This is a genomic window from Streptomyces taklimakanensis, assembly GCF_009709575.1.
In the GTDB taxonomy this organism is placed as follows: domain Bacteria; phylum Actinomycetota; class Actinomycetes; order Streptomycetales; family Streptomycetaceae; genus Streptomyces; species Streptomyces taklimakanensis.
In genome coordinates this window covers 3,990,849-4,005,882 of record NZ_WIXO01000001.1, presented here as the reverse complement: position 1 = coordinate 4,005,882, position 15,034 = coordinate 3,990,849, and the positions used below count along the sequence as shown (strand labels likewise).

At 73.0% G+C, this 15,034-nt stretch carries 14 protein-coding genes and 1 riboswitch; of the genes, 7 read left to right on the top strand and 7 right to left on the bottom strand.

Annotation, left to right across the window (positions count from 1 at the left end; translation table 11 throughout):
• Positions 1-117 precede the first annotated feature (117 nt).
• A riboswitch (cobalamin riboswitch) is annotated at positions 118-293 on the top strand.
• A gap of 124 nt (positions 294-417) precedes the next feature.
• Positions 418-2,832 carry a ribonucleoside-diphosphate reductase subunit alpha gene (locus F0L17_RS17820; protein WP_155071853.1) on the top strand — a complete coding sequence of 805 codons (2,415 nt, stop codon included), beginning with the start codon at positions 418-420 and terminating at the stop codon, positions 2,830-2,832.
• A gap of 80 nt (positions 2,833-2,912) precedes the next feature.
• Positions 2,913-3,869 carry a ribonucleotide-diphosphate reductase subunit beta gene (locus tag F0L17_RS17815; RefSeq protein ID WP_238420671.1) on the top strand — a complete coding sequence of 319 codons (957 nt, stop codon included), beginning with the start codon at positions 2,913-2,915 and terminating at the stop codon, positions 3,867-3,869.
• A 98-nt stretch (positions 3,870-3,967) separates the two neighbouring features.
• Here F0L17_RS17815 and F0L17_RS17810 read toward each other — a convergent pair whose 3' ends face one another.
• The 7 genes from F0L17_RS17810 to F0L17_RS17780 all read right to left on the bottom strand — a co-directional run bounded on the left by F0L17_RS17810 (position 3,968) and on the right by F0L17_RS17780 (position 9,987).
• The gene (locus F0L17_RS17810; RefSeq protein WP_155071851.1) at positions 3,968-4,705 is read right to left on the bottom strand and encodes a D-Ala-D-Ala carboxypeptidase family metallohydrolase; all 738 of its coding nucleotides are present in this window, start codon (positions 4,703-4,705) and stop codon (positions 3,968-3,970) included.
• 222 nt (positions 4,706-4,927) lie between these two features.
• Positions 4,928-5,560, bottom strand: a complete 633-nt coding sequence (gene def, locus F0L17_RS17805; protein WP_155073799.1) for a peptide deformylase — start codon at positions 5,558-5,560, stop codon at positions 4,928-4,930.
• Between the two features lie 104 nt (positions 5,561-5,664).
• Complete coding sequence (locus F0L17_RS17800) at positions 5,665-6,672, bottom strand: tetratricopeptide repeat protein (RefSeq protein WP_162466349.1); 1,008 nt, start codon at positions 6,670-6,672, stop codon at positions 5,665-5,667.
• A gap of 423 nt (positions 6,673-7,095) precedes the next feature.
• Positions 7,096-7,470: a mycothiol system anti-sigma-R factor gene (rsrA, locus tag F0L17_RS17795; RefSeq protein WP_155071850.1), complete on the bottom strand. Its 375-nt coding sequence runs from the start codon at positions 7,468-7,470 to the stop codon at positions 7,096-7,098.
• The gene (locus tag F0L17_RS17790; RefSeq protein ID WP_420802430.1) at positions 7,467-8,138 is read right to left on the bottom strand and encodes a sigma-70 family RNA polymerase sigma factor; all 672 of its coding nucleotides are present in this window, start codon (positions 8,136-8,138) and stop codon (positions 7,467-7,469) included. The genes rsrA and F0L17_RS17790 overlap by 4 nt, the downstream gene beginning before the upstream one ends.
• Before the next feature lie 284 nt (positions 8,139-8,422).
• Positions 8,423-9,085, bottom strand: coding sequence for an alpha/beta hydrolase family protein (locus F0L17_RS17785; protein WP_338018272.1), 663 nt, complete (start codon positions 9,083-9,085; stop codon positions 8,423-8,425).
• A 74-nt stretch (positions 9,086-9,159) separates the two neighbouring features.
• Positions 9,160-9,987: an SOS response-associated peptidase gene (locus F0L17_RS17780; protein WP_155071848.1), complete on the bottom strand. Its 828-nt coding sequence runs from the start codon at positions 9,985-9,987 to the stop codon at positions 9,160-9,162.
• Positions 9,988-10,148: 161 nt separating this feature from the next.
• Between F0L17_RS17780 and F0L17_RS17775 the strand changes: the two genes are divergently transcribed.
• The 5 genes from F0L17_RS17775 (at position 10,149) to F0L17_RS17755 (ending at position 14,978) form a co-directional block, all read left to right on the top strand.
• Entirely contained in the window at positions 10,149-10,877 is a 729-nt protein-coding gene (locus tag F0L17_RS17775; protein ID WP_155071847.1) for a M50 family metallopeptidase, read from the top strand.
• Between the two features lie 135 nt (positions 10,878-11,012).
• A complete protein-coding gene (aroA, locus tag F0L17_RS17770) occupies positions 11,013-12,362 on the top strand; it encodes a 3-phosphoshikimate 1-carboxyvinyltransferase (RefSeq protein WP_155071846.1) in 1,350 nt (449 codons plus the stop codon).
• Positions 12,363-12,375: 13 nt separating this feature from the next.
• The gene (gene rsgA, locus F0L17_RS17765) at positions 12,376-13,407 is read left to right on the top strand and encodes a ribosome small subunit-dependent GTPase A (RefSeq protein WP_155071845.1); all 1,032 of its coding nucleotides are present in this window, start codon (positions 12,376-12,378) and stop codon (positions 13,405-13,407) included.
• A gap of 135 nt (positions 13,408-13,542) precedes the next feature.
• The gene (gene hisN / locus F0L17_RS17760; RefSeq protein ID WP_155071844.1) at positions 13,543-14,340 is read left to right on the top strand and encodes a histidinol-phosphatase; all 798 of its coding nucleotides are present in this window, start codon (positions 13,543-13,545) and stop codon (positions 14,338-14,340) included.
• Positions 14,341-14,537: 197 nt separating this feature from the next.
• Entirely contained in the window at positions 14,538-14,978 is a 441-nt protein-coding gene (locus F0L17_RS17755) for a CBS domain-containing protein (protein ID WP_155073796.1), read from the top strand.
• The last annotated feature ends 56 nt before the right edge of the window (positions 14,979-15,034 follow it).

The following is a 15,034-nucleotide window of genomic DNA, read 5'->3' as shown; positions in this document are numbered from 1 at the left end:
CCCACCGGACGCGGCGCCGCGGCGTTCCGGGCCCCTCCCGCCTCCCGCCACCTCCCTCCGGCGGCCGCCGCCCCCTCTCCCCTCCCGGACCCACGAGGCGCCGCAACACAACATGTAGGGGTGATGGACACAGTCGGCACTAGATGTATGCTCATCTCGCTGTCGCCGCAGGGGAATCCGGTGGGAATCCGGAACTGTCCCGCAACGGTGTGCGACGGGCTGCCCCCGTGTCGTCCGCACGAGCCGAGCCGCCCGCCACGAGTCCGAGGACCTGCCGACGGTGTCTCAGTCACGTCCGGGCCTCGTGGGGTGGGCCGACGGACGCGCGCGGTCGTGCCCGCACCGGTCGGGCGTGCCCGCACGTCCGTCGCGCTCTCCTCCCCACGGGCCGCAGGCCCCACGAGGGAGATCACCGAGTTGACCATCTCAGCGGCGGAGCCCGTCCCGGCCTCCGCTCCGGAGGACGACGACCGCCCCGGTACCGCGCTGCTGCGCACCCTGACCGAGCTCAGCGCCGACCTGCCCGCCACCGACCCCGGCCGGGTCGCCGCCGCCGCGCTGCGCGGCCGTCATCCCGGCTCCGACGAGGCGGAGTTGCGGTCCCTGGCCACCGAGGCCGCCGCCGGCCTCATCGCCGAGGAACCCCAGTACTCACGGCTCGCGGCCCGGCTGCTCGTCCGGGCGATCCGCGCGGAGGCCGCCGGACAGGGGGCGGTGTCCTTCTCGGCCTCGGTCGCGGTCGGCCGGCGCGAGGGACTGATCGCCGACCGTACGGCCGAGTTCGTCGCCGAACACGCCGCGCGGCTCGACACACTGGTGGAACGGGCCGTGGCGGACGGTGCCGACGACCGCTTCGGCTACTTCGGGCTGCGCACCCTCCACTCCCGCTACCTGCTGCGCCATCCGGTGACCCGGCAGGTGATCGAGACCCCACAGCACTTCCTGCTGCGGGTGGCCTGCGGCCTGGCCCTCGACTCCTCCGGGCGCGCGGTGGAGGAGGTCGCCGAGCTCTACCGGCTCACCAGCACACTGTCCTACCTGCCCTCCTCCCCCACCCTGTTCAACTCCGGCACCCGGCATCCGCAGATGTCCTCCTGCTACCTGCTGGACTCCCCCAGGGACGAGCTGGACTCCCTCTACGAGCGCTACCACCAGGTCGCGCGGCTGTCGAAGCACGCCGGCGGCATCGGACTGTCCTTCTCCCGCATCCGCTCGCGCGGTTCGCTGATCCGCGGCACCAACGGGCACTCCGGCGGCATCGTGCCGTTCCTGCGGACGCTGGACGCCTCGGTCGCGGCCGTCAACCAGGGCGGCCGGCGCAAGGGAGCGGCCTGTGTCTATCTGGAGACCTGGCACGCGGACGTCGAGGAGTTCCTCGAACTGCGCGACAACACCGGCGAGGACGCCCGCCGCACCCACAACCTGAACATCGCCCACTGGATCCCGGACGAGTTCATGCGCCGGGTCGAGGCGGACGCCGACTGGTCGCTGTTCTCCCCCTCGGACGTCCCCGAGCTGGTGGACCTGTGGGGCGAGGAGTTCGACGCCGCCTACCGGCGCGCGGAGGCCGCCGGACTGGCGGTGCGGACGGTCCCGGCCCGCACCCTGTACGCCCGGATGATGCGCACCCTCGCCCAGACCGGCAACGGCTGGATGACCTTCAAGGACACCGCCAACCGCACCGCCAACCAGACCGCCGAGCCGGGCAACGTCATCCACTCCTCCAACCTCTGCACCGAGATCCTGGAGGTCACCGACGACGGCGAGACGGCCGTGTGCAACCTGGGCTCGATCAACCTCGCCGCGCACCTGGGCGAGGCGGGCGGCCCTCCCGACGAGGCGGTCGACTGGGAGCGGCTGGACGCCACCGTCCGCACCGCCGTGCTCTTCCTGGACCGCGTGGTGGACGTCAACTTCTACCCCACCGAGCAGGCCGCCGCGTCCAACTCCCGGTGGCGTCCGGTCGGCCTGGGCCTGATGGGCCTCCAGGACGTCTTCTTCCGGCTGCGGCTGCCCTTCGACTCGCCCGAGGCGCGACGGCTGTCCACCCGGATCTCCGAGCGGGTCATGCTCGCCGCCTACGAGGCGTCGGCCGAACTGGCCGAGCGGCACGGCCCGCACCCGGCCTGGGAGAGCACCCGCGCCGCCCGCGGCGTCCTCCACGTCGACCACTACCCGGACGCGGAGATCACCTGGCCAAAGCGTTGGGCGGCGCTGCGGGAGAGGATCGCCGGCACGGGACTGCGCAACGCGCTGCTGCTGGCCGTCGCCCCGACCGCCACGATCGCCTCCATCGCGGGCGTCTACGAGTGCGTCGAGCCGCAGGTCTCCAACCTCTTCAAGCGCGAGACGCTCTCGGGCGAGTTCCTCCAGGTCAACTCCTACCTGGTGGCCGATCTCAAGCGACTGGGCCTGTGGGACGAGCGGACCCGGGAGGCGCTGCGCGAGTCGAACGGCTCGGTGGCGGAGCTGTCATGGATCCCCGAGGAGCTCCGCTCGCTGTACCGCACGGCCTGGGAGCTGCCGCAGCGCTCCCTGATCGACATGGCCGCGGACCGCACCCCGTTCCTGGACCAGGGGCAGTCGCTGAACCTGTTCATGGCCGCGCCGACCATCAACCGGCTCAGCTCGATGTACGCCTACGCCTGGAAGCGCGGTCTGAAGACCACCTACTACCTGCGCTCGCGCCCCGCGACCCGGATCGCGCGCGCCGCGGGCGGCGCGACCGCCACCGCGCCCGCCCCCGTCCCCACCGGGCGGCAGGACGCCGGGGCCGACGCGGCCCTCGCCTGCTCCCTGGAGAACCCCGAGTCCTGCGAGGCATGCCAGTGACCGCCACCACCCCCGACCCCCGAACCGTCGGCCGCTCCCGCAACCTGCTGGACCCGGGCTTCGAACTCACCCTGCGTCCGATGCGCTACCCGGCCTTCTACGAGCGCTACCGCGACGCGATCAAGAACACCTGGACCGTGGAGGAGGTGGACCTCCACTCCGACGTGGCCGACCTCGCCAGGCTCTCCCCGGGCGAGCAGCACCTGATCGGGCGGCTGGTGGCGTTCTTCGCCACCGGCGACTCGATCGTGGCCAACAACCTGGTGCTGACGCTCTACCGGCACATCAACTCGCCCGAGGCCCGCCTGTACCTGTCGCGGCAGCTCTTCGAGGAGGCCGTGCACGTCCAGTTCTACCTGACCCTGCTGGACACCTATCTGCCCGATCCGGACGAGCGCGCGGCCGCCTTCGCGGCGGTGGAGAACATCGACTCCATCCGGGAGAAGGCCCGGTTCTGCTTCCGCTGGATGGACTCGGTCGAGGACATCGACCGCCTGGAGAGCCGGGCCGACCGCCGTCGCTTCCTGCTGAACCTGATCTGCTTCGCGGCGTGCATCGAGGGCCTGTTCTTCTACGGCGCCTTCGCCTACGTCTACTGGTTCCGCTCCCGCGGTCTGCTGCACGGGCTGGCCACCGGCACCAACTGGGTCTTCCGGGACGAGTCGATGCACATGTCGTTCGCCTTCGACGTGGTCGACACCGTCCGCGAGGAGGAACCGGACCTCTTCGACGACGAGTTGGAGCGGCAGGTGGTCGAGATGCTGGAGGAGGCGGTCGAGGCCGAGTTGCAGTTCGCCCGCGATCTGTGCGGCGAGGGCCTGCCCGGGATGAACACCGACTCCATGCGCGAGTACCTGCGGTGCGTGGCCGACCGGCGACTGGTCCGGCTGGGCTTCCCGGCCCGCTACGGCGCGACGAACCCGTTCGCGTTCATGGAGTTGCAGAACGTCCAGGAGCTGACCAACTTCTTCGAACGCCGCGCCTCGGCCTACCAGGTGGCGGTGGAGGGGTCGGTCTCCTTCGACGACGACTTCTGATCCCCACAAGAATGCCCCTCCCCCTCCGGGGAAGGGTCCGGCCCGGCCGGTGGAACGGCCGGGCCGGACGGAGCACGCGGAACGCGCGACGCCGCGGATCAGATGCCGCAGCTGGGGGCCGACCAGAAGCGGCTGGAGCGGTCGGAGACGTGGACGTGGTCGTTGTGGCCGGAGTACCCCGGGCCGAGGATGCCCTTGAAGCCGTGGTAGCGGGCCCGCTTGGCCAGGGTGCACAGGGAGTGCGAGCCGGCGCCGAGGTCGACGGCGTCGCCGTAGAGGTGGCGACTGTTGGAGGAGCCGCCCACCGCGCTGTTGCAGGAGTAGGAGCGGAAGCCGCTGGTCACGCGGATCGGCGCGTCACCCAGGGCGTGCCGCATGGCCTCCAGCTTCCACATCGAGATCAGCGCGTTGCGCTTGGCCGTGGACGCGCTCACCGCCCCGCCGCTCCAGGTGGAGTTGCACTGGTTCAACTCGCTGTAGGAGAAGTGGGCCGGGGTGCAGTCGGCGTCCTGAAGGGCGTAGATCTTGCTGAAGGTCTGCGGCCCGGCGATGCCGTCGGCGGACAGGCCGTAGGCGGCCTGGAAGCGCTTGACGGCGGCGGCGGTGGCGGGACCGTAGGCGCCGTCGAGGGCGAGCTCGCTGCCGTAGCCGGGGTAGCCGGAGACGCGGATCTGGAGCTGGGTGACGTCCGAACCGGACATGCCCTGCTTGAGGGTGCGGTTCCAGGTGTAGCAGGTGTCCGCCTGCGCGGTGCCCGTGGTGGCGACGGTGCCGACCAGCGCGGCTGCCGCGACCATGACAATGCTGAGCACGAGACGCATGGTGCCTTTGAGCATGGTGCCTCCGTGAGGGAACGGTGGGAGTTCCGAGGGTGGCGGAGTGTTCTACTCGCGTCAACACCTCCCGGAGATGCCAATGGGCGGGCCTCTGAAAGGCCCGCCCAGGTCAGCGCCCCACCATGAATTCCCACGTCACGAGGGTTCGCCGAACGCTCGGCGCGCCGCCGGCGGACGTTCACCGTTCCGCCGTCCGGAACCGGCCGTTCCGATCGTGGCGGTTCAGTCGTTGGGCACCGTCTCGTAACGCGGCGTCCCCTCGGCCATCTGCCGCAGCACGTCCTTCCGCTCGCGCTTGGAGAGCCGGTCGATGTAGAGCCGGCCGTAGAGGTGGTCCGTCTCGTGCTGGAGGCAGCGGGCGAAGTAGCCGGTGCCCCGCACCCTGATCGGCCGACCCTCGGTGTCCTGTCCGCGCACGACGGCGTAGTCGGGGCGGGCCAGCGAGTGGTACGCGCCCGGCACCGACAGGCAGCCCTCGTTGGAGTCGTCCAGCACCCGGCCCTCGGCGGGGAGCTCCTCCAGCACCGGGTTGCAGACCACGCCGACGTGCCGCACGCCCTCGTCGTCCTGGCAGTCGTAGACGAAGACCTTCAGGTCGACACCGATCTGGTTGGCGGCCAGACCGACGCCCTCGGCCGCGCGCTGGCTGGCGAACATGTCGTCGACCAGCTTGGCCAGCTCGCCGTCGAACTCGGTGACGTCCTCGCACTCCTTGTGCAGCACCGGATTGCCGACGACGGTGATCGGACGAGCGGTGCCGCGCTCGCGGTGGGCCCGCTCCCGCTCCTCGCAGTCCTCCGTGTCGACGACGAACCCCTCGTCGTCCACCCGCTGACCGGTCTCGTGCTCCGCCATCTGTGCGTCTGCCTCCCTCACGGTGCTCACCACAACCCGTACAGACTACGGGCAGCCGCGGACCCGGTGTGCTCGGTCCTCCCGAAGGGCACGCCGACCGATCCTCAGCAGACCTCCTCCAGGTCCCGCCACTCGCGGGTGTCCGGACTGTCGGCGACCCAGCCGTCCAGCAGCCCGCGCACCAGGGCGGCCGGGGCCGCCAGCCCGCACTCCCGCTCGGGCACCCACAGCTCGCCCGCGGTCATGTGCCCCAGCGGGCCCGGGTGGCCCGGCACGCTGTGGTCGTGCGGGTCGTGCCGCGGCCCGTCCCCGCCCTCGTCGCTGGGCATCCGACTCTCGGAACAGGTGCGGCACAGCAGCCGCACCGACGACGACCAGTCCTCGGCCGCGTAGCCCGCGTCGGCCGCCAGCCGCTCCAGCGCGTCCCGGTCCGCCTCGGTCGCCGCCTCCAGCAGCACCACCCAGGTCGGAACCGGGGAGGGCGCCCAGAGTTCTATCTCGTCGAAGACCGGATAGGTGTGGCCGCTGGCCGTGGTCCGCTCGCCGTGGGGCACGCCGTCGTGCAGCACCACCTCGCCCCAGCGGCGTCCGGAGGAGGGCAGGGGGATGCTCTGCACCTCGATGCGGGCCGGATCCAGCCGACGGCCCCACACCACCTCGGCCTCGCCCTCGGGGGACAGGCGCACGGCGGCGCTGCCCAGCTCCATGCCCGTCGGCGGCTCCGCGCGGACGTGCCGCCCGGGCCGGTCGCCGGGCGGTGCGTCCGGCACCCGCAGGCCGTACGCCTGCCAGGCCCGTCGGGCCAGCGCCCAGTCCTGCAGGGCGGTGGCCGCGATGCCCACGTTCCACCAGTCCGGGGTCCCGGTGGAACGGTCCAAGAGGGCGACGGCGCGCAGTCCGGCCGCGCGCGCCTGTTCCCAGTCGTGCCGGAACTTGTGCAGCAGCGCCAGGTTGAACCAGGACTCCGACAACCACGGTTCCAGATCGGCGGCGCGGGTCAACAGCGCGCCGGCGTCCTCGTACCGTCCGTCACCGATGAGCGTGAACGCGCGGTCGGTGACCAACCGCCAGTCGGCGGAGGGCCGGTGCCTCGTCTTGCCGAAGATCCTCACGATGTTCCCGCCTGACTCCCGCCTGCTTCCGGTTTCGTCCTCACCGGCCTTCTGGTCGCGGCCCCGCCGCGGCGTCCTGCCGCGGCCTCCTCCCTGCCGCGGTTCCCGGTTCGCATCCAACCATGCCCACCGGGGTGCGCGCTCATTACCCATCGGTCATGGGACACCGGGGGGTTGGGAGGCGGGCCGCCGCCCGCGCACGGCGGCGCGACGTACCGCCCCGGATCGGCGGCCTCGCGCTTCCCCCGGGGCGGAAGCCCGACCGGGCGGACTCGTTCGGGTGAATTGGCGCCGGCCCGTGGCGGTGCCGCGGCACCGCCACGGAGGCCGCGGAGCACGCGTACGGACACATCGCGGGAGAGGGCCGCGGGCAGACCCGCCCGACACGCGGCGTGGAATCCGGAAAGGGGAGCCGGCCGGGACTCAGGCGCGGTTCTCGCCGGCGTCGCCCGGTGTCCGGGCGGCCCCGGGGCGGGTGGGCCGGGGGCCGCTCTCCCGCGGTGTCCGGGCCGGGTCCACCACCGGCTGCTCGGGGACGGCCTGCCCCGAGCGGATCAACTCGATGCGGCCCATCACCTTGGAGCGCAGGTCGGTGGGGACGGCGTCGTGTCCGCAACACCGCTTGACCAGCTTCTTCACGGCCTGTTCCAGACCGTACTTCTCCAGACAGGGCGAGCACTCGTCGAAGTGCTGCTCGAACTTCGCGCGATCCCCCTCGGGCATCTCGCGGTCCAGGTACTCGTACAGGTGGTCCAGGACCTCGGCGCAGTCCGTCTCGTGCGGCTCTCCGCAACTCATGAGCCCGAGCCCTTCCGGTCGTGCGACTCGTCCGGCGTGGTGGCGCCGTTCGCGCCCGCCGGGACCAGCCCGCGCTCACGGGCGTAGTCCTCCAGCATTCCGCGCAGCTGGCGGCGGCCCCGGTGGAGACGGGACATCACCGTACCGATGGGTGTCCCCATGATGTCCGCGATCTCCTTGTAGGCAAACCCCTCGACGTCCGCGAGGTAGACCGCGATCCGGAACTCCTCCGGAATGGCCTGGAGGGCCTCCTTCACGTCCGAGTCCGGCAGGCGGTCCAGCGCCTGGGACTCGGCCGAGCGCAGTCCGGTCGACATGTGCGACTCGGCGCGGGCCAACTGCCAGTCCTCGATGTCCTCGGCCGCGCTGCGCTGCGGTTCACGCTGCTTCTTGCGGTACGAGTTGATGAAGGTGTTGGTGAGGATGCGGTACAGCCACGCCTTGAGGTTGGTGCCCTGACGGAACTGGTGGAAGGACGCGTACGCCTTGGCGTAGGTCTCCTGCACCAGGTCCTCGGCGTCGGCCGGATTGCGCGTCATGCGCAGGGCCGCCGAGTACATCTGGTCCAGGAAGACGAGGGCGTCCCGCTCGAAGCGCGCGTTCCGTTCGGCCTCGGTCTCCGCCGGCTCCTGGCGCGCGGCGTCGTCGGTCCCGGCGACCGGACCCACCTCCTCCGATGCGGTTGCGAGTCCGACTGCGGACTCGTTCGAACCGGAGGATAGACGACGATCCGTCCCCTCCGCCGCCCGGAAGGGCGCGTTCCCGACGAGTCCGGCCAGCCTCAGCGTCGCCCAGTCGACCTGGGCCGCTGTCGCTCGGGTACCCACGGGGCGGGACGGGCATGCGATCGAACCCATGTCGGGTGGACTCCCTCTCCTCGCGCGTGCGTGTGGTCCGTACGTGTTCCACAGGGCCACAACACGCCGGACCGCGGGGGCATTCCCGTCCGGGGTCACCCCCGCGTCAGCCACTCCCGCACCGCCCCGGTGAGCAGTTCCAGGGCCGCCTCCTGGCCGACCGTACCCCGCCGGGGGACGGCGAAGCCGTGGTCGCCGCCCGGCACCTCGACGACCTCCGCCTCCCGGGGGAACTCGTCGGGCCGGCCGAAGGGGTCGCGCCCGCCCTGGACCACCAGGGTCTCCACGCCGGCACCGAGCAGTTCCTCCGCCCGGGACCGCTCCGGCCTGCCGGGAGGATGGAGGGGGAAGGCCAGGGCGAGGACGGCGTGCGCACCCAGTTCGCGCGCCGTCCGGCAGGCCACGCGCGCCCCCGCGCTGCGCCCCCCGGAGACGACCGGTGCCCCGTCCCGTTCCAGGACCGGCCACACCGCCCGCCACCCGGCGTCGAGGGTCCGGGGCGCGGGAGCCACCTTCTTCCCGGCCACCCGCCAGGGCTGCTCCACCAGGGCGACGGACACCCCGTGAGCGGGCAGCGCGGCGGCCAGGGCCCGCAGGTCCCGGGCCTCGACACCACCTCCGGCGCCGTGCCCGAGCGCCAGGACCCGCCGGGCGCGGGGGGCGCGGTGCCAGGTCACGCGCGCCGGCCCGGCCGGGGTGTCCACCAGCTCGACGGCGTCGGGGGCCGCCCCGCCCCCGGCGGCCGTTCCCGTCCCCACCGTGTCCGTCCCGTCCACTTCCGCTCCGTCCTTCTCCACGTCCGTCCGCCGTGGGCGGCGCCCCGGGCCACGGCTCAGAACAGCGTGCCGGCCTCGGGCCCGTCGAGCTCCTCCACCAGCTCGGGACCGTTGTTGCGCACGTTGCTGACCTCGGTGCTCACCGGGTAGGCCCGCACGGCTCCCGGAGGCGGGGGAACCAGCAGCTCGCGCACCCGGTCCACGTCGGTGAGCGCCGGATCCAGCCAGGCGTCCCAGCGGTCGGGCGTGAGCATCAGCGGCATGCGCGGGTGGATGTCGGCCAGTGTCCTCGGGCCCCCGCCGCCCCCGTCACCGTCGAAGCCCGCGAACGGCTCGGTCTCCGCCTCGGTGGTGATCACGGCACAGGTCGCCCACCAGGCCCGCGGGTGGTCGTCGGGCAGCGTCCTGTCCCGCCAGAACTCGTAGAGTCCGGCCAGCGCCATCACCGAACCGTCGGCCGGGGTCACGAAGTACGGCTGCTTGCGCGGGCGCTTCCGTTTCCCCTTCTCCTCCTCCTGCCGCTCGGCCGTCCCGGTGACCCACTCGTAGTAGCCGTCGGCGGGCAGCAGGCAGCGCCGCGCCGCGAACGGGCGCCGGTAGGACGGTTTCTCGTGCACGGTCTCCGCCCGCGCGTTGATCATCTTCACGCCCACGTCCGGGGACTTGGCCCAGGACGGCACCAGGCCCCAGCGCAGCGGCCTCAACTGCCGGACCGGCCGCTTGTCCTCGCCGTCCTTCAGCGGTCGGTCGAGCACCGCGCAGACCTCTTTGGTCGGGGCCACGTTCCAGTCGGGGGCCGGCGTCTCGGCCGGGTCCCACTTCTCCACTCCGAAGATCCCGACCAACTCCTCGGGCCTCCGGCTCGCCGCATACCGTCCGCACATGCCTGCCACCCTGCCACGTTCCGCGGGCCGGTGGCACGGTGAGCGAGGGAAGACCGGAGCGGACCGGCCCGCCCCGGTGCCCTCCGGCGCCCCGGTGCTCCGTCCGGACGCCGTGACAGACTGCGGGCGGCACGGAACGACCGGGGAAGGGGACGGCCGACATGGGCACGGACAGCGTCACCGCCGACGGCATCGCCGAGGTGTGGGACCGCGTCGTCGGGACGCAGCCGGCCCCCTCGCCGCCGGTCGTGGTGGTCGCCGCGCTGGTGGCCCTGGCCGTGGTCGCGGCGCGGCGGCCCTGGCACGTGGCGCGCAACGCGGTGACCATCGCCCACGAGGCCGGACACGGGTTGGTGGCGCTGCTGAGCGGCCGACGGCTGGAGGGCATACGACTGCACTCGGACACCTCGGGGCTGACGGTCTCCCGCGGCAGACCCACCGGGATCGGGATGGTGCTGACGGCCGCCGCCGGGTACACCGCTCCGTCGCTGCTCGGGCTGGCCGGGGCGTGGCTGCTCGCCGACGGACGCGTCACCGCCCTGCTGTGGGGGGCCACGGCGCTGCTGTCGGCGCTGCTGCTGATGGTGCGGAACGCCTACGGGGTCCTGAGCGTCGTCGTCACGGGCGGCGTGTTCTTCCTGGTGTCGTGGTTCGCCGGACCCGAGGTCCGGGGGGCCTTCGCCTACGGAGCGGTGTGGTTCCTGCTGCTGGGCGGGGTGCGCCCCGTCTTCGAACTCCAGGCCAAGCGGCGCCGCGGCGAGGCCCCGGACTCCGACGCCGACCAGTTGGCGAGGCTGACGAACGCCCCCGCGGCCTTGTGGATCCTCCTCTTCCACGCCGTCGCGCTGTGCTCGCTGATCGGCGGCGGGCAGTGGCTGCTGGGGCTCTGAGGCGACCGCCGTCCCCCGCCGGCCCGCGAAGCGCCCCCCGACCCGTCCGTTCCGCCCGGACACGGACGCGTCCGGGTGTTTTCTCTGCGTGTGCTCAGGATTCCGGGCCCTCCCCGGGCTACTAGAGTTGGCCCCATGACCGACAACACCTCTCTCTGGCCTGCTCCGCTCGCGTCCGGCGCCGTCGACGCGACCGTCACCGTGCCCGGTTCGAAGTCGGTCACCAACCGCGGTCTGGTGCTCGCCGCCCTCGCCTCCGAGCCCGGCTGGCTGCGCCGTCCGCTGCGCTCCCGCGACACCCTGCTGATGGCCGAGGGGCTGCGCGCCATGGGCGTGGGCATCGAGGAGACGGTCTCCTCCAACTCCGCCTCCGTGCCCGACGCCCCCGGCGGCACCGGTGAGGCGTGGCGCGTCATCCCCGCCGGACTGCGCGGCCCCGCCACCGTCGACGTCGGCAACGCCGGCACCGTGATGCGCTTCCTGCCGCCCGTCGCCGCCCTCGCCGACGGGCCGGTCCACTTCGACGGCGACAAACGCTCCCACGAACGTCCGCTGCACGGCGTGATCGACGCGCTGCGCCTCCTCGGCGCCCGCGTCGACGACGGCGGGCGCGGCTCGCTCCCCCTGACCGTGCACGGCGGCGGCTCCCTGACCGGCGGGCCGGTGGAGATCGACGCCTCCTCGTCCTCCCAGTTCGTCAGCGCGCTGCTGCTCTCCGGCGCCCGCTTCAACCAGGGCGTCGAGGTCCGCCACACCGGTGGACCCCTGCCCTCCATGCCGCACATCCGGATGACGGTGGACATGCTGCGCGCCGCGGGCGCCCAGGTGGACACCCCCGAGTCCGGGGGCGAGCCCGACGTCTGGCGGGTGACGGCCGGGGCGCTGCTGGGCCGGGACCTGGTCGTCGAGCCCGACCTGTCCAACGCCCAGCCCTTCCTGGCCGCCGCCCTGGTCACCGGCGGCCGGGTGACCGTCCCGGACTGGCCCGAGCGCACCACCCAGCCCGGTGACGCGCTGCGGGAGATCTTCACCGCGATGGGGGGCCGTTGCGAGCTGGACGAGCGCGGCCTCACCCTCACCGGCACCGGCCGGATCCACGGCATCGACGTGGACCTGAGCGAGGTGGGCGAGCTGACCCCGGGCATCGCCGCGGTCGCGGCGCTGGCCGACTCCGCGTCGCGGCTGCGGGGCGTGGCGCATCTGCGGCTGCACGAGACGGACCGGCTGGCCGCGCTCACCAAGGAGATCAACGGGCTCGGCGGTGACGTCACCGAGACCGAGGACGGGCTGGTCATCCGCCCGCGTCCGCTGCGCGGCGGGGTCTTCCACACCTACGAGGACCACCGGCTGGCCACGGCGGCGGCGGTGATCGGCCTGGTCGTCGAGGGCGTGGAGGTCGAGAACGTGGCGACCACCGCCAAGACCCTGCCCGACTTCCCCGACCTGTGGAGCGCCATGCTCGGCGGGGGCGGGAGCAGAGGGTAGGGGCGGGTCCGCCATGCGCCGCTACGGCAAGCACACCGACGAGGACGACATCAGGGTCCGCCCCAACCGCCGGGGCAGTCGGCCGCGCACCAGCATCCGGCCCAAGCACGAGGACGCCGCCGAGGGTTTCGTCCTCACCGTCGACCGGGGTCGGATCACCTGCCTGGTCGACGGCCGCACCGTCCTGGCGATGAAGGCCCGCGAGCTGGGCCGCAAGGGCGTGGTGGTCGGCGACCGGGTGGCCGTCGTGGGCAACCTCTCGGGAGCGAAGGACACGCTGGCCCGGATCGTGCGGGTGGAGGAGCGTTCCTCGGTGCTGCGGCGCACCGCCGACGACAGCGACCCCTACGAGCGGGTCGTCGTCGCCAACGCCGACCAGCTCGCCATCGTCACCGCCCTGGCCGACCCCGAGCCGCGTCCGCGGCTGATCGACCGCTGCCTGGTGGCCGCCTACGACGCCGGACTGGAACCGCTGCTGGTGCTCACCAAGGCCGACCTGGCCCCGCCCGATCCCCTGCTGGAGACGTACCGGCCGCTGGGCGTGCGCCATGTGGTGACCCGGCGCGACGAACTGGCCGACGGCGGCGCCGAACGGGTGCGGGGATCGCTGCTGGGCCGGGTCACCGCCTTCGTGGGCCACTCCGGGGTCGGCAAGACCACCCTGGTCAACGCGCTCGTCCCACAGGACCGTCGGCGGGCCACGGGCCACGTCAACGCGGTGACCGGACGCGGCCGCCACACCACCACCTCGGCCCTGGCCCTGCCGCTGACCGGGGAGACGGGCTTCCCGCCCGCCGAGGACGAGGGCTGGGTGATCGACACCCCGGGCGTGCGGTCGTTCGGTCTCCACCACGTCGACCCGTCCCGGGTGATCCACGCCTTCCCCGATCTGGTGCCGGGCACGGACGGCTGTCCGCGCGCCTGCAGCCACGACGAACCGGACTGCGCGCTGGACGCGTGGGTGGCCGAGGGCCACGCCGATCCGGCCCGGCTGTACTCCCTGCGCCGGCTGTTGGCCACCCGGGAGCGTCGGGAGGGCGACTGACCGACCGGGCGGCGGGCGACGGCGTCCCGCCGCCGTCCCCGCGCCGCCCGCTTCGGTGCCGCGGCGTCGCGTTCGGCCACTCGGTTGGCCACTCCCCTGTGGCCGGTCCGCCGGGCCGCTGGATACTGTTCGTCCATGCCCGATTACCACGATGACCTGCGTCTCGCCCATGTGCTGGCCGACACCGCCGACGCCACGACGATGGAGCGGTTCAAGGCCCTCGACCTCAAGGTCGAGACCAAACCCGACATGACGCCGGTGAGCGAGGCGGACAAGGCGGCCGAGGAGCTGATCCGCACCTCGCTCCAACGGGCACGGCCGCGCGACGCGGTGCTGGGCGAGGAGTACGGCGGCGAGGGGCACGGCCCCCGCCGCTGGGTGATCGACCCGATCGACGGGACGAAGAACTACGTGCGCGGCGTGCCGGTCTGGGCGACGCTGATCGCGCTGATGGAGCGGGGCGAGGACGGTGACCGCCCGGTGGTCGGAGTGGTGTCGGCCCCGGCCCTGAACCGCCGCTGGTGGGCGGCGCTGGGCGCCGGCGCGTACAGCGGTCGCAGCCTGTCGTCGGCCACCCGGCTGTCGGTCTCCCGGGTGGCCCGGGTGGCCGACGCCTCGTTCGCGTACTCCTCGCTCACGGGGTGGGAGGACCGCGGCAGGCTCGGCGGCTTCCTCGACCTGTCGCGGGACTGCTGGCGCACCCGCGCCTACGGCGACTTCTGGCCGTACATGATGGTGGCCGAGGGCTCGGTGGACCTGTGCGCGGAGCCGGAGCTGTCGCTGTGGGACATGGCGGCGAACGCGATCATCGTGCAGGAGGCGGGCGGCACCTTCACCGGGCTGGACGGGCGCGAGGGGCCGCACAGCGGGAACGCGGCGGCCTCCAACGGCCTGCTCCACGAGGAGCTGCTCTCCTACCTCGGCGACCGCTAGCGAAGGCGGGCGGGGTGCGGGGCCGGGGCGCGGGACCGGCCGGAAACGGTCCGGGCGACCGAAACCCGGTCAACTCCGCCCCTCACACCCCTTGTTGGGCCACCGGTGGCGTGTGAACATGAGAACCCCCTCGTTTGTGAGCTTGTGAATTCCTTCTCTCACAGGGGGATTCCGCCAAGGAGGTGGCACCGACCGCCATGCCCACCCTCGTCCGTGACGCCATGAGCGCCGTGGTCCTCACCATCGGCCCCCACCACACCCTCCGCCAGGCCGCCCGGCTGATGTCCGCCCGCCGGGTCGGCGCGGCCGTCGTCCTCGATCCCGACGCCGGTGGCGTCGGGATCCTCACCGAACGCGACGTCCTCGACTCCGTGGGCGCCGGCCAGGACCCCGACCGGGAACTCGCCCACCTGCACACCACCACCGACGTGGTCTTCGCCTCGCCCGCCTGGACCCTGGAGGACGCCGCCGGGGCGATGACCCGCGGCGGCTTCCGGCACCTGATCGTGCTCGACGACCGGGGTCCGGTGGGAGTGGTGTCGGTGCGCGACATCGTCCGCTGCTGGATGTCCGGGAGCGGATCCGGACGTGCCGCGCGCGACCACGAGCCGGTGGCCGCGGACACGGTGGCGGCCTGAGGGGCGGTCCCCCGCCCGGGAGGACACCGGAGGGACCGGAGCCCACTGGCGTCCGG